Annotated in this window: 20 protein-coding genes; 3 read left to right on the forward strand and 17 right to left on the reverse strand. The window is 67.1% G+C overall.

Features of this window, described 5'->3' with window-relative positions:
* Positions 1-3: 3 nt before the first annotated feature.
* From VGQ44_16370 to VGQ44_16380, 3 genes are all read right to left on the reverse strand, one after another.
* A complete protein-coding gene (locus VGQ44_16370; GenBank protein HEV8448406.1) occupies positions 4-2703 on the reverse strand; it encodes an ADOP family duplicated permease in 2700 nt (899 codons plus the stop codon).
* A gap of 16 nt (positions 2704-2719) precedes the next feature.
* A complete protein-coding gene (locus VGQ44_16375) occupies positions 2720-3064 on the reverse strand; it encodes a PadR family transcriptional regulator (protein ID HEV8448407.1) in 345 nt (114 codons plus the stop codon).
* A 104-nt stretch (positions 3065-3168) separates the two neighbouring features.
* Entirely contained in the window at positions 3169-5013 is a 1845-nt protein-coding gene (locus VGQ44_16380; protein HEV8448408.1) for a CocE/NonD family hydrolase, read from the reverse strand.
* A gap of 94 nt (positions 5014-5107) precedes the next feature.
* On the opposite strand from VGQ44_16380, the gene VGQ44_16385 reads away from it, so the two are divergent.
* On the forward strand, positions 5108-6406 hold the full coding sequence (locus VGQ44_16385; protein HEV8448409.1) for an MFS transporter: 1299 nt from the start codon (positions 5108-5110) through the stop codon (positions 6404-6406).
* Positions 6407-6420: 14 nt separating this feature from the next.
* Here VGQ44_16385 and VGQ44_16390 read toward each other — a convergent pair whose 3' ends face one another.
* The 4 genes from VGQ44_16390 to VGQ44_16405 form a co-directional block, all read right to left on the reverse strand.
* Positions 6421-7065, reverse strand: a complete 645-nt coding sequence (locus VGQ44_16390) for a cytidylate kinase-like family protein (GenBank protein HEV8448410.1) — start codon at positions 7063-7065, stop codon at positions 6421-6423.
* Positions 7066-7581: a GNAT family N-acetyltransferase gene (locus VGQ44_16395; GenBank protein HEV8448411.1), complete on the reverse strand. Its 516-nt coding sequence runs from the start codon at positions 7579-7581 to the stop codon at positions 7066-7068.
* Positions 7582-7600: 19 nt separating this feature from the next.
* Positions 7601-9076 (reverse strand): magnesium chelatase, encoded by a 1476-nt coding sequence (locus tag VGQ44_16400; GenBank protein HEV8448412.1) that lies wholly within the window; start codon positions 9074-9076, stop codon positions 7601-7603.
* A gap of 105 nt (positions 9077-9181) precedes the next feature.
* Positions 9182-11296, reverse strand: coding sequence for a molybdopterin oxidoreductase family protein (locus VGQ44_16405; GenBank protein ID HEV8448413.1), 2115 nt, complete (start codon positions 11294-11296; stop codon positions 9182-9184).
* A gap of 217 nt (positions 11297-11513) precedes the next feature.
* Here VGQ44_16405 and VGQ44_16410 point away from each other — a divergent pair, with 217 nt between their 5' ends.
* Positions 11514-11714, forward strand: a complete 201-nt coding sequence (locus VGQ44_16410) for a hypothetical protein (GenBank protein HEV8448414.1) — start codon at positions 11514-11516, stop codon at positions 11712-11714.
* A gap of 68 nt (positions 11715-11782) precedes the next feature.
* Here VGQ44_16410 and VGQ44_16415 read toward each other — a convergent pair whose 3' ends face one another.
* From VGQ44_16415 to VGQ44_16455, 9 genes are all read right to left on the reverse strand, one after another.
* Positions 11783-12781: an NAD-dependent epimerase/dehydratase family protein gene (locus VGQ44_16415; protein HEV8448415.1), complete on the reverse strand. Its 999-nt coding sequence runs from the start codon at positions 12779-12781 to the stop codon at positions 11783-11785.
* Positions 12782-12788: 7 nt separating this feature from the next.
* Positions 12789-13883, reverse strand: coding sequence for a glycine cleavage T C-terminal barrel domain-containing protein (locus VGQ44_16420; GenBank protein HEV8448416.1), 1095 nt, complete (start codon positions 13881-13883; stop codon positions 12789-12791).
* On the reverse strand, positions 13880-15214 hold the full coding sequence (locus VGQ44_16425) for a heterodisulfide reductase-related iron-sulfur binding cluster (GenBank protein HEV8448417.1): 1335 nt from the start codon (positions 15212-15214) through the stop codon (positions 13880-13882). The genes VGQ44_16420 and VGQ44_16425 overlap by 4 nt, the downstream gene beginning before the upstream one ends.
* Entirely contained in the window at positions 15211-16365 is a 1155-nt protein-coding gene (locus VGQ44_16430; GenBank protein HEV8448418.1) for an FAD-binding protein, read from the reverse strand. The genes VGQ44_16425 and VGQ44_16430 overlap by 4 nt, the downstream gene beginning before the upstream one ends.
* Positions 16362-17855, reverse strand: a complete 1494-nt coding sequence (locus VGQ44_16435; protein HEV8448419.1) for an FAD-linked oxidase C-terminal domain-containing protein — start codon at positions 17853-17855, stop codon at positions 16362-16364. The genes VGQ44_16430 and VGQ44_16435 overlap by 4 nt, the downstream gene beginning before the upstream one ends.
* Positions 17856-17920: 65 nt before the next feature.
* On the reverse strand, positions 17921-18805 hold the full coding sequence (locus VGQ44_16440; protein HEV8448420.1) for an RNA polymerase sigma factor RpoD/SigA: 885 nt from the start codon (positions 18803-18805) through the stop codon (positions 17921-17923).
* A gap of 355 nt (positions 18806-19160) precedes the next feature.
* Positions 19161-19544 (reverse strand): hypothetical protein, encoded by a 384-nt coding sequence (locus VGQ44_16445; GenBank protein ID HEV8448421.1) that lies wholly within the window; start codon positions 19542-19544, stop codon positions 19161-19163.
* Positions 19545-19597: 53 nt separating this feature from the next.
* On the reverse strand, positions 19598-20695 hold the full coding sequence (aroB, locus tag VGQ44_16450) for a 3-dehydroquinate synthase (protein ID HEV8448422.1): 1098 nt from the start codon (positions 20693-20695) through the stop codon (positions 19598-19600).
* The gene (locus tag VGQ44_16455) at positions 20692-21240 is read right to left on the reverse strand and encodes a cob(I)yrinic acid a,c-diamide adenosyltransferase (GenBank protein ID HEV8448423.1); all 549 of its coding nucleotides are present in this window, start codon (positions 21238-21240) and stop codon (positions 20692-20694) included. Before VGQ44_16455 ends, aroB begins: the two co-directional genes overlap by 4 nt.
* Before the next feature lie 80 nt (positions 21241-21320).
* On the opposite strand from VGQ44_16455, the gene VGQ44_16460 reads away from it, so the two are divergent.
* Complete coding sequence (locus tag VGQ44_16460) at positions 21321-22346, forward strand: NAD(P)/FAD-dependent oxidoreductase (protein ID HEV8448424.1); 1026 nt, start codon at positions 21321-21323, stop codon at positions 22344-22346.
* A 12-nt stretch (positions 22347-22358) separates the two neighbouring features.
* On the opposite strand, the gene VGQ44_16465 is transcribed toward VGQ44_16460, so the two are convergent.
* Entirely contained in the window at positions 22359-22685 is a 327-nt protein-coding gene (locus tag VGQ44_16465; GenBank protein ID HEV8448425.1) for a nucleoside triphosphate pyrophosphohydrolase family protein, read from the reverse strand.
* Positions 22686-23018: the final 333 nt, after the last annotated feature.

A 23018-nucleotide genomic window follows, 5' to 3' on the forward strand; every position in this document is an offset into this window, starting at 1 on the left:
CGTTCAGTCGGATCGGAGCGCGACGACGGGATCGACTTTCGCGGCGCGAACGCTCGGAACCATGCTGGCCGTCATGCCGACGAGCATCAGCACGACAGCCGCGCCCGCAAGCACCGCAGGATCGTGCGCGGTAATTCCGTAAAGCAGCGTCGCGACGAGGCGGCCGGCCGCAAGCGAGACCAGGACACCGACGAGTACGCCGATCGCAACGGTCCGCGCGCCCTCACCGACGACAAGGGAAAGAACATCGGCCGTCCGCGCGCCGAGCGCGATTCGAATCCCCATTTCGCGCGTACGCTGGCTGACCGAGTACGCAACCACGCTGTAGACGCCGATCGCCGCGACCACTAGCGCGAGGATGCCGAGCGCCAAGAAGAGCCTGGCGCCGAGCCGCCAGGGCCTGAACTGCGGCTCGAGCGACTGCGCCATGGTTCGGATCACGGCCGGCGAGGAAGTGGGAAACGCACGCCGCAACTCAGCCGCGGCGATCGCTCCGGCGGCCATCAGGTTTGCGCCGCGCGCGCGAATGACCAGCACGGTCGGAGTGAAAAACGTGTCCGCCTGCGTCGCGGGAAGGTAGAACTGCAGCCTCGGTTTCTCTACGACGTCGTAGCGATGAACGTCGCCGACGATTCCTACGACGGTGGCGCAAGGGGCGGAGGAGCTACGCTTGCCGAGTTTTAGACACTGGCCAATCGCAGTCTTTCCCGGCCAGTAGGTCCGAGCCATGGCTCGACTCACGATCAAGGTGTTCTGACCGCCGTGACGATCTTCGTCTCCAAAATCCCGCCCCGCGAGCACCGGAATTCCCACGGCGCCAAAATAGCCTGGCGAGACGGCCGAAACCGACGCGCCGCGCTCGCCCTCGAACTCGGGAAGCGAGTCTCGGTCGGGGAGGGTGATCGTCGTGTAAGACGCACCGCGCATCGGTGCGATCGACGTCATTCCGACGCCCTCGATTGCCGGCACGTCCCGCAACCTCGAGACGGCGAGCTCGAGCCTGGCGACAACCTCGCCCGCCGGTGGTCTCGCGCCGGGGAACCGCGGGCCAACGAACGCCAAGTGCTCGACGTCGTATCCGGTGTCGATCGATCGCACCAAATCGAGGCTTTTGACGAACAACCCCGCTCCGACCATCAGCACAAGGGACAGCGCGGTCTGCACCACGAGCAGCGTGGACCGTAATCGAGAGTGGCGATACGATCCCTCACGCGCGCCCGCACGCAACGAATTCACCAGCTCCGGCCGCGTCGATTGAAAACCGGGCGCCAGCCCGGCGACCACGCCGGCCGCGAGTGCCGCGAGTGCGACGAAGACGAGCGTCGCGCCGTCGACAGCGCTCGTCGCCCAGTGAGTTCCGGGCAGGAGCAAGCGCCGCAGCGCCGTAGCACCCCAGACCGCGAAGAGCGCCGCGGCTGCGCCTCCCAACAGGCCGAGGAATACGCTCTCAGTGAGCAGTTGTTGGTAGAGGCGCTTTCCTGAGACGCCCAGCGCTCGTCGCACCGCCATCTCGCGGCGACGTCGTGCCGCCCGAACGAGCAGCAGGTTCGTGACGTTCGCGACCGCGATCAGAAATACGATGAGGGCGACGCCGGCGATCCGCGTTGAGATCGACACTTCCTTCTCGGCCTTCGATGGCCCCGCCGCACGCAGAATCGAACCGGCTCGCGCGACGGCCGTCGAATCGTAGAACCATCCCGTGAGATGAACCGAGCGAATCGCCGCCGTCGCCGCGGTGAGAACCTTCGTCTCGGGCAAGGCGGGCGGGACGCGTGCGATCAACCGAAATGCGCTTTGAAACGTGTCGTACCACGCGAGACCGTTGAACCCGGAGCCCTCGTATGTGTTGGCCGGCGCCCACACGTCGACCGCGTCGACATCGATTCCGGAGAACGACCGCGCGGCAATGCCGATGACCGTGAAGCGACGTGTCCCGATCGCGATCGCCCGCCCGAGAATATGTTCGTCGGCGCCGAACGACGAGCGCCACAGCGCGTCGCTGATGACCGCGACCGGCGTTGGAGACTCGATTCGAGTTTCTTCGCCGGTGAACAGGCGCCCGCGCTCCGCGACTACTCCAAGCACCGAGAAATAGCCGCCCGTGACTCGGCTCAATCGAACCGGAACGCGCGCCTCGCCGTCCACGATCGCCGTGGAGTCGGCGGACGTGAACGCGGCCAGTTTGACGCTCGAGTCTTCGGCAAGCGTCAGCGCTCTGATGTACGGATAGGAGAACGAGTCGAACGCGAGGCGTCCGCTTGGTTCCTCCGGACGTGAGTACTCGATGTACAGTCGCCGCACGGCCGACGGCGCGACGACCCCGTCCGGCGCGTGGACGAACAAGCGGTCCAAGAACGAGAAGACCGACGCGTTCACGCCGATGCCGAGTCCGAGCGTGATGACGGCGGCTGCCGTGAAGCCGGGGGCGCGAGCCGATCCGCGCCAGGCGTAGTTCAGGTCCTGGCGAAGGCCGTCGAACCAGGCGAGCGGTGTCATGCGCCGAACCTCCTCGCGGTAGTACGTAACATTGCCGACCGCGCGCCGCACGGAGATCTCCGCGGCCACCCGGTCGCGGTTCTCGGAACGCTGCGCGAGAGCCTCGAGGTCGGCGTGGAATCGCAGTTCGCTGGCGATTTCTTCGGAGTAGCGCTCGCCACGATGCAACACGCGCAGCCGGTGAAGCAATCCGTCGATAAGTGACATTGGCTTCTCCGTTGCCTCAGCTCGCGCGCATCACCCGCGCGATGGCGGCGCTGACGCGCTGGTAGTGCGACTGTTTTTCCTTGAGCTGCTTTCGCCCCGACGCCGTGATCGAGTAGTAGCGCGCATGCCGCTTGGTCGGCGTCTCGTCCCAACGCACCGTCGCCCACCCTTTATTGAGCAGCCGCTCGAGCGCCGGATAGAGGGATCCCTGCTCGACCTTGAACACGCCGTCGGACAGCTTGGCGATGTGCTGCGCGATGGCGTAGCCGTGCAGCGATCCGAGCGTGAGCGTTCTCAGAATCAACATCTCGAGCGTGCCGGGCGGCAGATCGCTGCGGCTGGCGACGTCAGGTCGAGGCATGAGCGGCGAAATAGGTGGACGAGCCACACGTGCAGTCTGTCTACACATACGGCCGTCCCGACGCGCCGTCAAGAGTCCGGCGGCCTCCGCCATTGGCGTCCGGTTCAGCGCAACACGGTCACCGCGACGTACGACGCCTGCTCGGGCGTATGCCAGACACGGTGCGTCTCGGCTCTGAAGTCGCTCGCCTTCGCCTCGAAGATGTTCGGCACCCACGTCTGCGGATTCCGGTCGTAGAGCGGGAACCAGGTGCTCTGCACCTGCACCATCATCCGGTGGCCCTTCTCGAACGTGTACGTCTGCTGGTGCAGGTCGACGGTGAAGGGGAGGGGCGTGTTGGGCTGAATGGGCTTCGGCGTCGTGAATCCCGCGCGATAGCGCCCGCGCATGATTTCGTGCGCGACCATCAACTGGTAGCCGCCCCAGTCCCAATGACTCGGAACGCTGTCGGGGAACACGTCGATCAATTTCACGACCCAGTCCGCGTCCTGACCCGTGGTCGACGCCACGATGTGCGCGATCACGTCACCGGCGATCGTCACGTCCGCCGGCAGCGGCGTCGACTCCCAGGTGAGCACGTCAGGGCGCCCTTGCACGAAGCGCTGGTCCTGCGTCTCCCACGTGCGCCAGCGCGATCCGCGCGGATCGTACGTCTGCTCGACGGGGCGCGGACGGTACGGCACGGGGTGCGCCGGATCGGAGACGAATTGGTCGTACTGCGCCGGTTCCGATTTCGGCGCGTCGAACGACAGGAGCCCGCCCGAGTGCAAATAGACCTTGCGCTCCGACGCTCCGGTCTTTGGCGGCCAAGCGGCGAACGAGCGCCATTTTTTGGCACCGGCGTCGTAGAGGTAGGCCGTCGGCTCGCTCATTCTTCCTTTGTCGCGCAGCCAGTACGCGAACCACGGCGCCTCGACGTCTCGCAGGAACGCGTCAGCCGTTCCCGGGTCGACGACCTGCATCGCCCGCGCCTGGTTGCGCCAACCGCCGTGATTCCACGGCCCCATGACGAGGAAGTTCCAATGCTTCGTGTCGCCCGGCTCGAGCGCCTTGTAGGTCGCGAGCGGGCCCCAGCGATCCTCCTGGTCCCACCAGCCGCCAACCGTGAGCGTCGGCACGGCAGGCGATGTGAGATCTCGCTCGACGGCGCGCGCCTGCCAGTAGGCGTCGTAGCTCGGATGCTTCGTGAACGCCGTCCACGTCGGGACGCGGCCGTGAAAGTATTTCGCGTCCGCGTTCGCCAGCGGTCCGAGCTCCAGGTACCAGTCGTACGCGTCCCAGTGCGAGATCGGCGACGGGATCGACTGATTCTTGCTCAACTCCAGATCGCTCGCGTACTCGAACCCGTACGACAATCGAAACGCGCCCTGGTGGAAGAAGTCGTCGCCCATCCATGTATCCGTCATCGGGGCTTGGGGAGATATGGCCTTGACCGCGGGATGCGGATTGATGCCGGCCATGGTCGCCAGGAATCCCGGGTATGACACACCGAACACGCCGACGCGGCCGTTGTTGTTGGGCACGTTCTTGATGAGCCAATCGACCGTGTCGTACGTGTCCGTGCTCTCGTCGGTGCCCTTCGCGTCGCGCGGGTCGTGCAGCGGTCGGTTCATGAAGAACTGTCCTTCGCTCTTGTACCGCCCGCGGATGTCCTGCGTGACGAAGATGTAGCCGTCGGCGGCGAGGAACCGACTCGACGGTGACACGACGGTGTCGCCGGCGATGCCGTACGGCGTGCGCGACATCATGATCGGCAACGCCGGGTGCGACCCGCGCGGTTCGCAGATGCTCGTGTTGAGATGCACGCCGTCGCGCACGGGTACCATCACGAAGTGGCAGGCGAAGTTCGGCGGCGACACCGGCTGCGCGCCGACTTCGATCGGGCCGGCACCGGCGCCGGCGGCCACGGACGCGAAAACGAACAAGCCCACGTGCTTCCGACTCGTCATTGACGACCTCATTGCGAAGTAGGCGACGCGGCATTCGTGAACGCCGGCCGATAGATGACGCCAATCTGCGGACCGGCGGCTGTATTTTTCAATCGTGCCCGAACCGACGACCGCTCCACCCCGCCGCCCCGCACCGCGCTCCGCCGCGGTGCTCACCCCGGCGGCGAGTGCCGTGGTTTCGTCGCTCAATCCGTTCCAGACGCTTCAGCGTCACCGAAACTTCCGTCTCTTCTGGATCGGTCAGACCGTTTCGCTGATCGGCACGTGGATGCAGACCATGGCGCAGGGATGGCTCGCGTTAGAGCTCTCCAATAGCGCCTTCCTCGTCGGGCTCGTGGCGTCGGCCGGGTCCCTGCCCGTGCTCGTGCTGTCGCTCCACGCCGGCGTCCTCGCCGACCGGATGGAAAAGCTCCGCCTCGTCAAGATCGGACAGATCGCCTTCTGCCTTCAGGCGGTCGCGCTCTGGTGGTTCACCTGGAGTCACCACATCACGATCGCGTGGCTGCTCATCCTCGCCACGGTCAACGGAGTGATCAACGCGTTCGAGATCCCGGCGCGGCAGTCGTTCGTCGTCGAGCTCGTCGGACGCGAGGATCTTCCGGGAGCGATCGCGCTCAACTCGAGCGGATTCAACATCGCGCGCGTCGTCGGTCCGAGCATCGGCGGCGCGATCATCGCGAGCCTTGGTTTGGCGTGGTGCTTCGGCGTGAACGCCTTGAGCTACATCGCGGTGATGGGCGGGCTGATGCTCATTCGCCTTCCAGCGTGGGCGCCGCCCGAGCACGTCGTCTCGCCGTTCGAGGGGATTCGCGAAGGCGTCTTGTTCATGCGCGACACGCCGTCGATCGCCGCGCTCATGAAGTTCGTGACGGTCTACTCGATCCTCGGCGTCCAGTATCTCACGCTCATGCCGGTCGTCGCCCGCGACCATCTCGGGCTCGGCGCGGGTGGGTACGGAGCGATGCTCGCGTGCGTCGGCGTCGGCGGCGTATCCGGCGCGCTCTGGCTCGCCGCGATCGGCGACCGGTTCAATCGGATGCGGCTGTTGGCGGTCACGGCATACGTCTACTCCGGTCTCCTCATCCTTTTCGCGCTCGTGCGCACCGCGGCCGCCTCGTACCCGATTCTGCTCGGCGTCGGCTTCACGATGATCGTGACCAGCGCGGTCTGCAATTCGACGCTCCAACACGTCGTGCCGAATGAGCTGCGCGGACGATTGATGGCCGCCTACTCGTTCGTCGTCGTCGGATTGTCGTCGGTCATCGGCTCGTTCGTCGCCGGTAGCGTCGCGCACGTCATCGGTACTCCGTGGGCGATCGGCGGCGGCGCCGCGATCCTGCTGCTCTATACCTATATCGCGTTCGAGCGCGGCACGGCGTTGCGAGAGGCCTGAGCCGCGCGTCCGCCTCAGTCGCGTGGGCCGGGCGACTCGCCGAACTGTTTTCGCGCCGCGTCCACGACGAGCCCCGCCGCGCCGTCGATTCCCAGCCACGCGGTATTCACGCAGAGATGATAGTTCTCGTGCGCGAGCCAGTTGCGGCTCCAGTGGCGGCGCACGTACTGCTCGCGCTGCTTGTTCTGCTCGGCGACCATCTTGTCGGCTTCGTCCTGCCCGACCCGAAACGTGTCCATCGCGTACCGGCGCAGGGCGGCCTTCGGCGCGTAGCAGAAGACGTGAAGCGCGTCCTCTCGCTCGGCGAGCAGACACTGCGCGCCGCGTCCGACGAACACCGCGGGCCCCGCTTGCACCGCCTCTTCGATGACGCGCTGCGTCACGGCGACGATGCGCTCCTCGGTCGTTTCCACGGGGCCCGTCGGCACCGGCGGCAACATCTCCGGAGAGCCGAGCGACAGCGCCGACGCCAGGCGTTCGACGAGCGAAGGAACGCGCTCGTCCTGCGCGGTCACTTCGGCCCGCGTGAGGCCCGAGCGTTCGGCGATCGCGTCGACGATGTCGTTGTCGAGGAGCGACCAGCCCAGCGCGGCGGCGACTCGTTGCGCCACCTCCGATCCGCCGGAGCCGTACATCCGCGAGATCGTGATGACGGGCATTCAGCGCGCCGCGGCAGCCTGCGAAGTGATCTCGCGTTCGTCATGCGGGGCGTCCGCCTCGACCGTTCGCCGCCGCACCTGCTCGACCACCTCGAACCCGAGCGCGGTCCAGGCGTCGACGGCGACTCGTGACGAGGCGGCGTTGTGCAAGCGCATCTCGCCGAGGCCACGCTCCTCGCACCACGCCTCGGCGGCGCGCACGAGGGCTCGCATCACGCCGCGGCGCCGCGCCGACGGCACGACGTAGACGGACGACACATAGCAGTAGCGCTCCGGCAGTACGAGCGGCGAGCCGCGGACGTCCACGGCTCGCAGGATGCCGACGGCCTCTTCGCCGAGTTCGGCGAGAAACAGGCGCTCGTCGTTCGCGACGATCTGCGCGTGGTAGAGGTCGAATGCGCGGTCGACGACGTCCTGATGAAGGTTGGCGTAGAGCGGGTGATCACCGTACTCACGGAGCAGCGCGAGCCGCAGCGAGACGACCGTGCCCAGATCGCTCGGTTGCGCGCGCCGCACCGTGACACGGCGCGGTGACTCAGGTCGGGCCGCCACCGAAGAGATCCTGGTTCGGCCGCCGTCGCGGTTCCGGCGCGGCACGTCCGTATTGCCCACCGTCGCTGCGCGAGATCTTCTTGCGCGCGACGAGCGCTTCCAGCACGAGCTCGCACGCGGCGACCGCGGTGCCGGCGTCGTCGTCCGCGGCAAGCCCGACGTGCCGCACGATGCGGGTGAGGTCGGGGACGATCTCGAATCCCCCGAGGGCGATTTCCGCGCGTGCGTCGTCCGCGACCTGAAGCGCGCCGCCTTCGTCGAACCACATGATGATGTCGTCGACGTTGACGCCGCCCGCGCGGTCGTGGAACGTCGCGTCGGCGGCGCGGCGAATCAGCTCGCGCGCGATGGTGGGACCGCCGACCAACTCGCCTTCGTACTCCAGCTCGATCTTGCCGGTGATCGCCGGAAGCGCGGCGTAGATGTCGGACACACGCGGCACGATCTCGGCGTCGCCGGACACGATCGCGCGACGCTCGGCGTTGGAGACCACGTTCTCGGTGACGGTGATCGGCATGCGTTGCGACACGCCCGACCGCTTGTCGATGCGACGGTCGTTGCGCGCTTCGAACGCGATACGCTCGATCAGCTCGGCGATGAAGTCCGGGACTCGCACGGTGCGGCTGTCGCGCTTGGTCCACGCCTCCTGTCGCGTGATGTCCATCCCGAGTTCGACGGTTGCCGGGTAGTGCGTGACGATCTCGCTGCCGATGCGATCCTTGAGCGGCGTGATGATCTTGCCGCGAGCCGTGTAATCTTCGGGGTTCGCGGTAAAGCAAAGTTGCACGTCGAGCGGAAGGCGGATTGGGTAGCCTTTGATCTGGACGTCGCCTTCCTGCATCACGTTGAAGAGGCCGACCTGCACCTTGCCGGCGAGGTCGGGCAGCTCGTTGAGCGCGAAGATGCCGCGGTTCGCGCGCGGCAGCATTCCGTAGTGGATGGTCAACTCGTCCGAGAGCAGATGACCGCCGCGCGCCGCGCGGATCGGATCGAGGTCGCCGATCAGGTCGGCGATCGTGACGTCGGGCGTCGCCAGCTTCTCGACGTAGCGGTTCTCACGCCCCACCCATGCGATCGGGGTGTCGTCGCCCGCCTCGGCGAGGACGTTTCGCGCGTGTTTCGAGATCGGCGCGAACGGATTGTCGTTGACTTCGCTGCCCGCCACGATCGGCATTGCGTCGTCGAGCAGGCTGACGAGCGCGCGCAGAATGCGCGACTTCGCCTGGCCGCGCAGGCCGAGGAGGATGAAGTTGTGGCGCGAGAGCACCGCGTTGATGAGCTGCGGCATGACGGTGTCCTCGTAGCCGATCACGCCGGCGAACAAGGGGCCCGCGCCGCGCTGACAGAGCCGCTCGAGCAGGTTGTAACGCATTTCGTCCTTGACCGAACGGAACGCTCGATCCGGGACGCCGTACGGTGAGCGCTTGAGGGCGCCGAAGGTCTCTGGGTGCGCCTGCACGACAATCTCCGATTTGCAGCAAGACGGACCGCGACCATCGCGGCCCCTCAGTGCAATGAGGCGACAAGCCTCTGCGGGCGCAAGACCGAGAGAAACCCGAGGCTTCTAGTCGGCCAGCCCGACTTCCACGAGGTTGTCGTAGAACACGGGTCCGCGCCCGAGGTCGGTCTCGCGCTGCGACGTGGTCTGGTTCGCGTTGGCGCCGTCGGCGGCAAATTTGCCCCACCAGATCGACGGCGCCCATACCACGCCGGGGCGGATCGAGTCCTCGACGCGCGCCACCGCGGTGAACGCGCCACGGTCGTTGTGCACGACCACGCGGGCTCCGACGCCGATGCCGCGCTCCTCGGCGTCGACGGGATGGAGCAGGCACTCGGGCTCGCGTGCGCCACGACGCAGCGCCCCGATGTTCACGAAGGTGGAATTCAGGAACTGGTGGGCCGGCGAGGAGATCAGCGTCAGCGGGTACCGTTCGGCGAGCTCGGGCACGGATTCGGGGAACTCGTACGGCGCGGTGAATGTCGGCACCGGATCGATTCCCATCTGCTCCAAGCGCGGCGAGTGGAACTCGCATTTGCCCGAGGGCGTAGCGAAACCGCCCTTCTCATAGGGCATGTACGGCGTCGGCACGTTGAGGCGCGTCCACCCTCGCTCCATCAAGGTCTCCAGCGACACGCCCTGCATCTTCTCGTGCGTCGAGTCGAGCGCCTGCCGAATGAGGGTCAGGTCGTCGTCGCGCAGCGACGGATGGTCGAGCCCCATGCGGGCCGCGATGCGGCGGAAGATCTCGCTGTTGGGGAGCGACTCGCCGAGCGGCTCGATCGAGGGTTGGTTGAGCGTGACGTAGTGGTGGCCGTACGACAGGTGCAAATCCCAGTGCTCGAGCTGCGTCGTCGCCGGCAGAACGATATCCGCGTAGTCGGCGGTGTCGGTCTGAAAATGCTCGAGCACGACGGTGAACAGATCCTCCCGTCGCATGCCTTCGAGCACCGCGTTACGGTCCGGCGCGACGGCGGCCGGGTTCGAGTTGTAGACGATCAGCGCGCGCACCGGCGGTCCGCCGACGCCGCCATCCTTGGTCGTGAGCGCCTCGCCGAGGCGGATCATGTTGATCGTGCGAACCGGCGGCGAGAAATCGGGACGCTCGACGAGCGCGGTGTTGAACTTGTAGTTCTGGCTCGACGACAGTTGCACGCCGCCGCCGGCCCGCCGCCAATGGCCGGTCAGCGCGGGGAGACAGGCGATGGTGCGCACGGCCATGCCGCCGCCGCCGTGCCGCTGCAGCCCGTAATTGACGCGGATGAACGCGGCCTTCGCGCGTCCGTATCGCTCGCCGAGCGAAACGATCACCTCGGGGGCGACGCCGGTGATTCGCGCGGTGTGCTCCGGCGTGTACTCGCGAGCGCGCTCGCGCAGCGCGTCGATGCCGGTGGTGTAGCGCGCGATGTAGTCGTCGTCCTGTAGCCCGCGCTCGAGCACGACGTGCATCATCCCGAGCGCGAGCGCCGCGTCGGTTCCCGGACGAAGTCCGATCCATTCGTCGCACTGCGCAGCGGTGCGTGTGCGGATCGGATCGATCGCGATGATCGGCGCGCCGCGCGCCTTCGCCTCGAGGACGAAGGGCCACATGTGCGGATTCGACGTCAGCGTATTCGTTCCCCAGAGCAGCACCATGTCGCTCTGGGGAATTCCTTCCGGGTCGGCGCCGACGTTCGCGCCGACGGTCATCTGCATTCCGATCTTGCCGGGCGTCGAGCAGATCGTGCGGTCGAGCATCGACGCGCCGATCAAATGGAAGAAGCGCCGGTCGATCGATTGCCCTTGGACGACGCCCATCGTGCCGGCGTACGAATACGGCAGGATGGATTGCGGGCCATCGCGCGAATTCCGAATCGCGTTCAGCCGCTCAGCGATCTCGTCGAGGGCGTCGTCCCACGAGATGCGCGCAAATTTTCCTGAACCTTTGGGGTCGACCCGGCGCATCGGATGGAGCAGCCGGTCCTCGTGATAAGTTCGCTCGATGTATCGATTGACCTTCGCGCAGAGGAAGCCGCGGGTGAACGGATGCTCCGGATCGCCGGTGACGCGAACGGCGCGGCCGGCCTCCACGGTGACGAGCATCGCGCACGTGTCCGGGCAATCGTGCGGGCACGCGCCTCGCACGACGCGCATCTGAGACGCGTTCGGATCGAGCGCGGCCGACGCGACGGTGGGAGTCATGTTCGTCAAGCTAGGAGATCTCGGCAGACCGAACCAGCCCCAATGGGCCGAGACGACCCTGCGTCGATGCGAGGAACTCGTTGATTTGAGCCAACTTGACTCACGGCGAACCACTCTTGACACGCCCCCCGGGGCCCATAAGTTTCACGCCGCTAACCCGAGCCCGTCGCGTGCACGAACCACGCGGAACTCTCGTCCTACTCTTCAGGAGATTGTCATGAAGCGCCTGGCTGTCGTTGCCGCTGTGCTCGCGATTGTTGCCGCATGCTCGAAGTCCGAAAGCGCCGCCAAAGACACGACGCCGCCCGCGATGGCGCCCGCTCCGTCGGCCGCGCCCGCCGATACCGGCATGAAGATGGACAGCAGCAAGATGAACATGGACACGACGAAGAAGGACACGACGAAGAAGAAGCCGTAAGCTTCCTCGTTCGGTGTCACATGGGCGCGACCGCCACCGGTCGCGCCTTTTGTTTTTCTAATGCCGGTTCAGCGGTGCTCGCGCCACCACCGAAAGGCCTCAGGCACGCCGACTTCGGGATGTACGGTCGGCGCCCAACCGAAATCGTCGCGCGCGCGCTCCGACGTAAACGGGTTGTCTCGCGTGAGCAGCGACAACGACGCGCTCGAGACGATGCTCAACGCGCCGCCGGTCAGCGCGCGCGAGACCGCCTTCACGGCCCGCAGCGCGCCGCGCGCGACCGGCAACGGCAGCTTCACCAAGCGAACGCGCTTGCCGAGTCCTTCGGCGGCCAGCTCGTAGAAGCGCCGCACCGTGACCTCGAAATCGTTGGCGAGGTTGTAGGCGCGCCCGCCCGCCACCTCGCTCGTCGCGGCGCGCACGACGCCATCGGCGACGTTCTCCGCATGCACCAGCGAGAAAATCGCGCCGCCTCCGCCGATGAGCGGCGCGAAGCCGCGCGACAACATCCGCCCCATGCGCGGCACGAATTGACGATCTCGTTTTCCATAGATGACCGTCGGGCGGAGCGCGGTCGCCCAGATCTCACCCGTCGAGTGCGCTCGCATCACGAGCTCCTCGGACTCGCGTTTGGAGCGCGCGTAATGCGCTCCGTCCGGCAACGGCGCCAGCGGCGTGGTCTCGTCGGTCTTCGAACCGTCGTTTCGATATCGCCCGCTGGGCCCGTACACCGCGACGCTGCTCAAGTGAACGAGTCGCGCGCCGGCGGCCTTGGCTGCGCCGATCGCGTGCGAAGTGCCGTCGAGATTGACACGCCGAAATGATTCCCAGCCGCCGCGCGGCGTGATCGCCGCCGCCGTATGAAAAATTGCCTCGCAGCCGGCGGCGCCTCGCGCAAAACCGTCGGCGTCGAGGACGTCGCCGATCACGCATTCGCCGCCGAGCGTCTCGATCATGCGCGAGTGCGATCGGACGAGCACGCGCACGATCCATCCGTCGCGCACGAGACGTTCGACGACGTGCGACCCGACCAACCCCGTGCCGCCCGTCACGAGCGCGCGCGGCACGCTCGCGTTACGCCGAGAAGGGAAGCGCCGCTACGTCGACTTGCTGCTCGCCATGCTCCGAGCGCGCTGTCAACGACGCTCCCGGGCTCACCTCCCGCCGAACCATTCCGATCGCGATACCGCCCAACCGCGGCGACGACACCGCGCTGCGCACGTCGCCCACGTGATTGCCGGTGTCGTCGATCAGTTGCGCGCCCGTCGGCGGGGGCGAACCGGCCGATCGCAAACCGCGCAGATGGCGATTCACGTGGCCGCGGAAATGCACACGGGCCACGACCTCTTGCCCGATGTAGCAGCCCTTCGTGTACGAGATCGCGTCGAGCTCGTCGAAGTTGGCCTCCTGCGGGATCGTGCTCTCATCCATGTCGATCCCCCACTCGGGGCGACCGGCTTCGACACGCGCGATCTCCCACGCCGCGAGTCCGGCCGGCACCGCGCCCGCCGCGACCGCATCGCGCCACGCGCTATCGAAAATCTCGAACGGCACGAACAGGTCGTAGCCCTCGAGGCCGAGATCGGGGACGCGCGCGATCAGCACTTCGGCTCCGTGCACCGTCGCCGTCACGTTGTCGAACGGCGCCAACCCGCCCAGCGTGTCGGCCGCGACGCCGGTGAGTCGCGAGACGATGCGCCGCGCGTCCGCGCCGAAGATCCCGATGTCCCGGATCGCGTGCGAATCGTCGCGATATCCGGAGACCCGCGGATTCACGTACTTCTTCACCATCGCCAGGAAGCCGGGCCATGCGCGAGGCGGAGTATCCACCAGGTACGACGAGGCGACGGGTGTCGCGAAGATCCGCAGATCCGCGACGATGCGTCCCTTCGCCGAAAGCGCGGCGGCGTAATGGCCGTGTCCCGGAAGGGTGCCGATGACGTCACTCGTGACGAGCCCGGTGAGCGCTTCGCCCGACTTCTCGCCGAAAAAACGCATCCGCCCGCGAAAGCTGCGATCGATGACGATCGCTCCCGTGCGAAGCGCGGCGAACTCCACGGCCACATCGGAGTAGGCGACCACCACCTCGTGTCCGCCGAGCTCCATCGTCGCCGGCAGAGTCGCCGCGGCGCGTGGAGTCGCTTCAGGGTTGAAGTGCGGACTGCTCATGTCGTCGCCCTCGTCTCGTTCCGTTCCGCCGCCGCCGTCGCCGCCGCCGCATAGCTCTCGTCGAGCAAGTCCATGGGGTGCGCGACTGTCACCCGCGAGCCGGCCCGCAACAGCCCCGCGCCGATTTGCATCATGCAACCAGGGTTCCCGGTCGCGACGATGTCCGCTCCGGCTGCTTCAATGTTCTTCAGCTTGCGTTGCAATACCAGATCCGACGTTTCCGGTTCGACAAGATTGTAAATCCCGGCGCTCCCACAGCACATCTCGCTCTCGACCAACGGCACGAGTTGAAGGCCCGGTATGGCGCGAAGTGCGGCGAGCGGCGGATTCGCGACGCGCTGGGCGTGGAGCAAGTGGCAGGGCGCGTCATACGCGACCTTCATTTGCACGGTGCCGCCAGGGCGCGGACCCGCGACGGCGACCAGCTCGGACACGTCTCTCACCTTTGCCGCGAACCGATCGGCTCGCTCGCGCCACACGGGGTCGTCGGCCAATAGCTGGGCGTATTCCTTCATCGCGGCGCCGCAGCCGGCGGCATTGACGCACACGAAGTCCACGGCCGCTCGCTCGAAGGCCGCGATGTTGCGCCGAGCGAGTCGGCGCGCGCCTTCGGCATCACCGGCGTGCGCGTGCAGCGCCCCGCAACAGCCCTGTCCCGCCGCGGACGTGACCGCGTACCCGTTCGACGCCAGAACGCGTTCCGTCGCGCGATTCGTCTCGGCGAACAGTCCTTCCATGACGCACCCGGTGAGCGGTGCGACGCGGCCTCGATCACCGGCTCGCCCGTTCACGCCGTCGCGGTCGCGCCGGCGGCGGTCGACGCGGCGGCTCGTCGAGCTCAGCATCGCCATCGAGAAGCCGATTCGCCCCGGAAGCCGCGACATCAGCCGTGCGATTCCGGTCGCTCGCAGAACTCGCCCGCCGAACATCGCGAGCCCGAGCAGCGCCGGTTGTTCGAAGGTCGACAAGATGAGGCGAGCGACCCGCGGCAACGGCCGATGCTCGCCGATGGTCTCGCGCGTCGCCTCGAGCAGAAAACCGTACGGAACGCCGGACGGACACGCGGTTTCGCACGCGCGGCAGCCGAGGCAGCGATCGATGTGCGTTTGCACGCTTTCGTTGGACGTGTCGAGCGTTCCATCGTAGACGGACCGCATCAACACGATTCTGCCGCGCGGACTGTCGTTCTCGTCCTCGAGCGTGACGTACGTTGGGCACGCCTGAAGACAGAAGCCGCAGTGCACACACGCGTCGAGTCCGACCCGCTGTCCCGCGAGCGGCGTCCCGGGAATGGCGCATTCGGCAACGCCCGAAGAAACGGACCGCGTCATGACACGGCCCTCTCCCCGAGGATGCCGGGGTTCAAGATGCGTTGCGGATCGAACGCGTCGCGAATGCGCGACTGGAGCGGATCGGCCGCGCGCGCGAGTGGCGGCGCATTCCACAGATGCACGGGGGCGCGTTCGGCAACGATACGCGAGCGAAGGCCGGCGAGCGTCGACGCATATTGTTCGATCGACGCGCCGACTGCCTGCGTCGCGCAGCGCACGATGCCGCGCGCCGGTGACGCGCTCACGCGCGCGCTCGCGAACGGTGCGGTGAGCGCCGTCGCGTCGGCCCACGCAGCGCTCACCTCGGCCGGAGCGCGCGACACGCGAAGCACGAGTGTCGCGTCGTCGTCCGCCGCGCGAAGCGAGCGCCAGACGCTCGGGTCGACCTCGCGCGCGGGCCCTCCCGCCAATTCGGCGATCGCGCGCCGTTGCTCGGCGACCGACTCGCTGTTGCCGCCGAGCCGGAAGACGACCGCCTCGCCGCCCAGCCCGAGCTCACGGCCGAGCGAGTCGTTCACGACTTCACACGCCAGCGGAACGAAGGGCCAGCGCTTGAGCGCCGCGCGCACTCCACCGACGTCGATTCGGTCGTCGCTGGGCGATACGGCCAACGTGACATCCGCCTCGGGACGCGCGTGGAGGCGCACCGTCGCCTCGGTGATGACTCCGAGCGTTCCCCACGACCCCGTGAGCAAGCGCGTGAGATCGAATCCCGCGACGTTTTTCACCACGCGCCCGCCGCCACGCACCGTCGCGCCCCGTCCGCTCACGAACTCGAGTCCAAGCGCGAGATCGCGCGGCGTGCCGAAACGGGTCGCGAGCGGGCCCGCGGACGCGGTCGCGATCGTCGCGCCGAGCGTTCCCTCGTCGGAGCCGAACGGGTCGAGCGCGAGCCACTGGCCGTGCGGCGAAACGGCGTCCCGAATCTCGCGAAGCGTCGTACCCGCTCTTGCCGTCAGCGTGAGATCGCCCGGCGTGTACTCGGTGATCCCGGTGTGCGCGGCGAGCGAAAGTTCCTCCGAGGATCCGACCGGCCGGCCGGCGTCGAGCCACGTGCCCGCGCCGGCGATTCGCAGACGCGCGCCGCGCGTTTGGGCGTCGCGCACGCGATCGGCAATCGCCTCGGCTGAGAGCGAGACCGCGGTGGTCATGCGACAGGTGGTCCCTTCGCCGCGTCCTGCCGCGCCGAGCGCGCGCCGTGCCATTCGCGGCACGAGTGCATGGGAACGACCTTGCCCGGGTTCGAGCGCCGATCGGGATCGAACACGTCGCGGAGGCTGCACATCGCGGCGAGCGAATCCGGGGAGAAGATCAAATCCATGTACTGCAGCTTGTCGATGCCGATGCCGTGCTCGCCGGTGATGGTGCCGCCGGCGTCGACGCACGCTCGCATGATGGCGTGCATCGCGGTCTGCACGCGCGCCGACTCGTCCGGGTCGTTGGCGTCGTAGGCGATGTTCGGGTGAAGGTTTCCGTCGCCGGCGTGAAAGACGTTCGCGACGCGCAGACGGAGGTCTTCGCCGATGCGGCGAACCTTATCGAGCACTTCGGGCAGCTTGGTGCGCGGCACGACGGCGTCCTGCACCACGAGGTGCGACGAGATCCGGCCCATCGCGCCGAACGCCTTCTTGCGTCCCTGCCACAAGCGCGCCCGCTCGGCTTCGTCGCGCGCGACGCGCACGGTGCGCGCGCCGCTCGAGTTGCAGATCGATTCGATCGTGGCGACGTCGCGCTCGAGTCCAGCGTCGGCGCCGTCCACTTCAATGAGGAGCGCGGCGGCGGCGTCAGTCGGATATCCGGCGGCGTAGATCGACGCTTCAACGGCCCGGATTGTCGCTTGGTCGATCATCTCGAGCGCGGCCGGAATGATTCCGGTCGCGACGATGGAGGTGACGGCGCGGGCGGCGGCGTCGAGCGACAGGAAATCGGCGAGGATCGTCCGCACCGCCTCGGGATTTCGCGTGAGGCGAACCGTGATGTCGAGCGCGATGCCGAAGCAGCCCTCGGATCCGACGAAGCAACCGACCATGTCGTAGCCGTCAGTTTCGCCTGAAGCACTGCCGAGCGACACGATCTCGCCGTTGGGGAGGAGCGCGGTGATGGCGAGGATGTGGTTCGTCGTGACGCCGTACTTGAGGCAGTGCGGGCCGCCCGCGTTCTCGGCGACGTTGCCGCCGATCGTGCACGCGGCTTGGCTCGACGGATCGGGCGCGTAGTGGAGGCCGTGCGGCGCGACGGCGCGGCTCAGCGCGGCGTTCACGACGCCCGGCTCGACGGTCGCCGTCAGGTTCTCCGGATCGACGGCGATGACGCGCGTCAATCGGTTGAGTCCAACCAGCACGGCGCCGTCGGCGAGCGCGCCTCCGGAGAGGCCGGTGCCGGCGCCGCGCGGCACGAACGGCACGTTCGAGCGCGCGAGCTCGCGGACGACGGCCACGACTTCGTCGCGTGTGCCGGGGAAAACGGCGAGTCCCGGTTGCTTGTGGTACGACGGCAGCGCGTCGGACGCGTAGGTCAGCAGCTCGCTCGGCCGGAACAGCACGCGCTTGTCGCCGACGATCGCGGCGAGGCGGTCGGCGAGAGAGCGGTCGATGGCGGGAGGAGGCGATGCCGGCGCGAGCGCGCCGCGGGACGAGGTCACTCGAAAAAACTACGCCCCGGCGCGCCGCGGGAGTAGCGCGCCGGGGCGTCGTCGACGAGCGGACGCTACGCGGCCCAGAAACCGGAGAGGGCCCGGCCGTCGGGCGACTCTCGGAGCTTCTCGAACGCGCGCTCGCGGATCTGGCGGATGCGCTCGCGGGTCACGCCCATGAGGGCGCCGATCTTCTCGAGCGTCATTGCCTCGGAGCCTTCCTCGAGTCCGTAGTACAAGTAGAGGATCTTTCGCTCGCGCGGCGTGAGATACTTCTTGAATACGCGATCGATGAACTCGCGCATCAGCTTGTAGTCGGTGACTTCCTCGATCTCGGTGCCGTCGACGCCGGCAAAGCGCTCGCCAAGCGTGGAGGCTTCGCGATCCGACCTGTCGATGGGGGCGTCGAGGCTGACTTCGGTCGCCGACATCTGACGGGCCGAGCGGACGTTCTCGGGCGTCTCGTCGAGCAGCTGGCTGACTTCGCCTTCGGTGGGGTCGCGCTTGAGGACTTGGGCGAGGATCGTCTCGGCGCGGGCGAGACGGATGAGCTGCGAATTCTGATTGAGCGGGATGCGGACGGAGCGAGTTTGTTCGGCGAGCGCTTTCAGCACCGCTTGTCGGACCCACCAGACGGCGTACGAGATGAACTTGACGCCCTGGTCCGGGTCGAACTTCCGCACCGCTTTTAGCAAACCTTCATTGCCGATGGCGACGAGCTCACTGAGGTCGAGGCCGTGGCCCTGGTATTTCTTGACGTAGGAGATGACGAACCGGAGATTCGCCGTGACGAGCCGCTCGGCGGCTTTCTCGTCCCCTTTCTGCGCCCGGCGCGCCAATCGCCGCTCTTCCTCGGGCTCGCTGATCAACGGGAGCTTTTGAATGTCTTGGAGGTACTGATCGAACGCGGTAGACGGAGACGATCGGAAATAACCCTTCGACGATCTGGTCTCGGTCACTTGCTCCATACACACTCCTTCCCGATTGGCGCCGGTGAGGGGATCGCGAGCACGACGGCGTACGCGCGATGTAGAGCCTGGAGATCCGTAGCAGGGGACGGCAGGATAATGTTGGGTTATAGGGGCGTCAACAGAGATATTCCGGGCCTAGAGCGGCATATGCGGCCGAACGATGGTATCTCGTTGGCCTGTCACGAATTTGGGGGTTACTCAGGTCTCTCAACATGAGCTCGTTACTTCGGTCAGCGTGACCGAAGGTGAGCGCCTGAGGGCCGCGATTGTACGCAGTCCCTAGCAGACGGGACCAGGCCAACCGATTGGGCCCAGTCGTCCCGCGCTCGCCGCGCCTCGACCCTCAGTCGTCGTCGGGCGGCGGTCCTGGCTTACGCTTCGAGACGACGGTCGGCTGCTGCATTCGCGTCGTCGGTGGCGATTTCGGATCGTCCGCGCGCGGCATTCGCGTCGTCGGCTGATTCCTCTCGGCGTCCGACTTCTCCATCAGCGTGGTCTTGAGCTCCATGAGCACCGTTCGGTCGAGCGACGGCGCGTTCGGTGTCGCGCCCGTGAACTTCGAGGGTCGCGAGCGCGGCCGGCGCGTCGCCCACGCCCCAATCAAACCGAAGGCGACAACGACCGCGACGATGACCGCGGCCGTCGGCACGTTGAGGAGATACGCCGCGACCGCCAAACTCGCGACGAGAATGAGTAGCCCGACGAGATAACCCGCGAACGGTGACATAGAGCACTGGGAAGAGCGACTACATCACTAACAAAGCAAACGGCGAGCCGTGCTCAGGCGAGCGCTTCTCGAACGGCCGCGTCGGGAACCGCAACCGACCAACCGTCGTTTTCCGCGGCCATCATGCCGACGGCGGCCGGAAGCGCGTACTGAGCCTTGCCGCCGCGTGCTTTCTTGTCGCCATGCGTCGCTTCGATGACGTCGTCCGGCGACATTCGTTCCGGAATGGAGGCCGGAAGTCCGAACGCACGGACGACCGATTCCACGCGCAACGCGGTACCAGGCTCCGCGACACCGAGCCGCTCGGCGATTCGGCTTTCGAGCACCATGCCGACCGCGACCGCCTCGCCGTGCAGGATCGAGTAGCCGCTCATGTGCTCGATCGCGTGGCCGAGCGTATGGCCGAAGTTGAGAATCTTGCGGAGGCCCGTCTCGCGCTCGTCGCGCGCGACGACGTCGGCTTTGATCTCGATGCTTCGCGCGACGAGGTCGAGCATCTGTGGGCCGGCCACGTCGATCTCGTCGATCCGGTCGGAGACGGCGGCGACGCTGTCGAAATACGATGCGTCGGCGATCACTCCGTGCTTGATGGCTTCGGCCATCCCGGAGATGAGCTGCGCGAACGGCAGCGTGCCGAGTGCTCGCAGGTCGGCGACGACCGCGGCCGGCTGGTGAAACGCGCCGACGAGGTTCTTTCCGGCGGGCGTGTCCACGCCCGTCTTTCCTCCGACGGACGCGTCGATCATCGAGAGCAGCGTCGTCGGCACCTGGATGAAGGGAACGCCTCGCATGAACGTCGCGGCCACGAATCCGGCGAGATCGCCGACCACGCCGCCGCCCAGGGCGACGATCGCGGAATCGCGTCCGAAGCGCGCGGAAAAAAGCTCGTCGGTCATGCGCGACCAGCTCTCGCGATTCTTGTGCGCTTCGCCCGCGGGCACCGTGAACACGGTGGTGCGTTCGGCGCCGAGCGCGCTCTGCACCCGCGACGCGTACGTGGGACCGACGTTCGTATCAGTGACGATCGCGTAGCGATGCGCCGGCGCGACTTCGCGCACGACGTCGCCGAGGCGTTCGAGGATTCCGGCGCCGACGGTGACCTCGTACGTCGGCAGCGTGATCCGGCGAGTGCCGCTCGCTGCGGCCGTCACCACGTCGTCTCCTCGGTCGCGGCGCGCTTGTTGGCGAGCCGCGCCAGTGTGAAGAGCACATCGGACAGCCGGTTGAGATAGACGATGACGAGCGGGGGAAGCTCCATCTCTTCCGCGATTTCCACGATGCGACGCTCGGCGCGCCGGCAGACCGTGCGGGCGACGTGCAGGGCCGCGGCTTTCGGAGAGCCTCCAGGCAGAATGAACGCGCGAAGGGGCTCGAGCTCGGCGTCGGTGGCATCGATGGCGCGCTCCAATTCGATGATGCGCTCCTGATCGACCTTCGCTTTGTCGAGGTGCATGCGCATGCGTTCGCGATCGGGCGTCGCGAGGAGCGCGCCGATGGCGAACAGGTCCTGCTGCACCCGAACGAGCAGCGCGTCGATCTGGGCGTCGGCGGGACCGGCGGTGCGCGCGACGCCAATCGTCGCGTTCAACTCGTCGACGTCGCCGTACGCCTCGACGCGCGGATGACTCTTTGGCACTCGACCTCCGCCAAAGAGTCCCGTGTCGCCGGCGTCACCCGTTTTCGTGTAGATCTTCATCGCGCTCTAATGTATGGCCGCCTTCCCCCCCGCTCTACGATCGCCCGCTGCATGCCAGGCCCGCTATCCTTTGTAACGGCATGGTTCACGAAATTCGCGACCTCACGATCATCGGCGGCGGCCCGACAGGGCTGTTCGCTCTGTTTTACGCCGGAATGCGGCGCGCGTCGGCGCAGATCGTCGACGCGCTGCCGGATTTGGGCGGCCAGCTCACCGCGCTCTACCCGGAGAAGCTGATCTTCGACGTCGGCGGCTACCCGGTGGTGCCGGCGAAGCAGCTCGTGAAGTCGCTGGCCGAGCAGGCGGCGCGGTTCAACGAACCGGTCCATCTGGGCCACCGCGTCGACGGTCTCGAGGAAGTAAACGGACACTTCGAGCTGGTCACCGACAAGGCCCGTTTCCCATCGCGCGCGATCGTCGTCGCCGCGGGGATCGGCGCGTTCTCGCCGCGCCGGCTGCCGCAGGAATGCGCGAAGCCGTGGTACGGCCGAGGGATTCATGAAGTCGTGACGGATCCGGAGACGTTTCGCGGGAAGCGTGTCGTGGTCATCGGCGGCGGCGACTCGGCGTTCGACTGGGCAACGCAGCTCCTCGATCGCGCCACCCGTGTGACGCTCGTGCATCGCAGCGACCAGTTCCGCGCGCACGCCGCGACGGTCGCGCAATTCATGGCGGCGGTCGAATCGGGCCGCGCGGATCTGTTCACGTTCCACGAGCTGCACGACATCAAGTGCGTCGAGATCGCCGACGTCTTCACTCACGTGGAGATTCGCGACGTCAAGTCGAAGGCGACGCGGATGGTGCACGCGGACGCGATCATCCCGATGCTCGGGTTCGTGAGCGACCTCGGCGCGCTCGCGTCGTGGGGACTCACGCTCGAGAAAAAGCGCGAGATCGTCGTGAACAGCATGATGGAAACGGGGCGCCCGGGCATCTACGCGGCCGGCGACGTGACGACCTATCCTGGCAAGTTGAAGCTGATCGCGACGGGCTTCGCCGAAGCGGCGACAGCGGTCAACCAGGCCGTGCACTGGATCTATCCCGATCGGAAGGTGGCGCCCGGACACTCGTCGAACATGGAGCTGTTCGGCCAGAAGGACGACTAGGCGTCCTTTCGTTTAGACGAGTCGCGGTCCCGGCTTGGCCGGACCGAATCCGCCCGGGTGACGGTCGGCGAGCTTCGAGAGGTTGGCCGCCGCGACGTCGGAGAGCGAGATCCCGAGCGCGTGCGCCGCCACGGCGAGACACCACAACGTGTCGCCCAGCTCTTCGACGAGGCGTGCCTCGTCCACCTCGCGCCGCTGAAAGATTCGCTTTCGAATGAGGCCGAGCAGCTCCGCGGATTCCTCAGCCAGCCCCGCACTCGCGTCGAGCAGGCGATCGCGGTCGCTCAGGTCCGGATTGATCGTGCGGAGCGCGGCGCGCTGATAATCGTCGAGGTTCATCGGCTCGTGGACGGGTTGACGGGTGGACGGTGGACGGGAGCTGCTCGCCCAAGAAAAAGACTACAACAACAACTGCCATGAACGGGCGATCGGGCTCCGCGTGCCCCGACTCGGTCGTGACGCGATAGCGCGGCCGGGCCTTCGCCAGCACGCCGGCCTCGCGCATCAACCGCGCGATCCGATGCTTCCCACAGGCGAAGCCGAGGGAGCGCAACTCCATCCGGACCCGCGGACTGCCGTAGCGCCGCTTCACCTGCCGCTGAATCTCGCGGATCTTCTCGGTCAGGACGCGATCGGCTTTCACGCGATCGCACAACGGCCGCGCACGCCAGG

The sequence above is a fragment of the Gemmatimonadaceae bacterium genome (assembly GCA_036003045.1).
In the GTDB taxonomy this organism is placed as follows: domain Bacteria; phylum Gemmatimonadota; class Gemmatimonadetes; order Gemmatimonadales; family Gemmatimonadaceae; genus JAQBQB01.

What these genes read in the sequence shown, in the direction of transcription:
- VGQ44_16445 (HEV8448421.1), bottom strand. Translation starts at nt 19,544, where the DNA reads ATGTCACCGTTCGCGGGTTATCTCGTCGGGCTACTCATTCTCGTCGCG.
- VGQ44_16425 (HEV8448417.1), bottom strand. Translation starts at nt 15,214, where the DNA reads ATGACGCGGTCCGTTTCTTCGGGCGTTGCCGAATGCGCCATTCCCGGG.
- VGQ44_16370 (HEV8448406.1), bottom strand. Translation starts at nt 2,703, where the DNA reads ATGTCACTTATCGACGGATTGCTTCACCGGCTGCGCGTGTTGCATCGT.
- VGQ44_16380 (HEV8448408.1), bottom strand. Translation starts at nt 5,013, where the DNA reads ATGACGAGTCGGAAGCACGTGGGCTTGTTCGTTTTCGCGTCCGTGGCC.
- VGQ44_16375 (HEV8448407.1), bottom strand. Translation starts at nt 3,064, where the DNA reads ATGCCTCGACCTGACGTCGCCAGCCGCAGCGATCTGCCGCCCGGCACG.
- VGQ44_16455 (HEV8448423.1), bottom strand. Translation starts at nt 21,240, where the DNA reads ATGAAGATCTACACGAAAACGGGTGACGCCGGCGACACGGGACTCTTT.
- VGQ44_16430 (HEV8448418.1), bottom strand. Translation starts at nt 16,365, where the DNA reads ATGACCACCGCGGTCTCGCTCTCAGCCGAGGCGATTGCCGATCGCGTG.
- VGQ44_16390 (HEV8448410.1), bottom strand. Translation starts at nt 7,065, where the DNA reads ATGCCCGTCATCACGATCTCGCGGATGTACGGCTCCGGCGGATCGGAG.
- VGQ44_16410 (HEV8448414.1), top strand. Translation starts at nt 11,514, where the DNA reads ATGAAGCGCCTGGCTGTCGTTGCCGCTGTGCTCGCGATTGTTGCCGCA.
- VGQ44_16460 (HEV8448424.1), top strand. Translation starts at nt 21,321, where the DNA reads ATGGTTCACGAAATTCGCGACCTCACGATCATCGGCGGCGGCCCGACA.
- VGQ44_16420 (HEV8448416.1), bottom strand. Translation starts at nt 13,883, where the DNA reads ATGAGCAGTCCGCACTTCAACCCTGAAGCGACTCCACGCGCCGCGGCG.
- VGQ44_16465 (HEV8448425.1), bottom strand. Translation starts at nt 22,685, where the DNA reads ATGAACCTCGACGATTATCAGCGCGCCGCGCTCCGCACGATCAATCCG.
- VGQ44_16405 (HEV8448413.1), bottom strand. Translation starts at nt 11,296, where the DNA reads ATGACTCCCACCGTCGCGTCGGCCGCGCTCGATCCGAACGCGTCTCAG.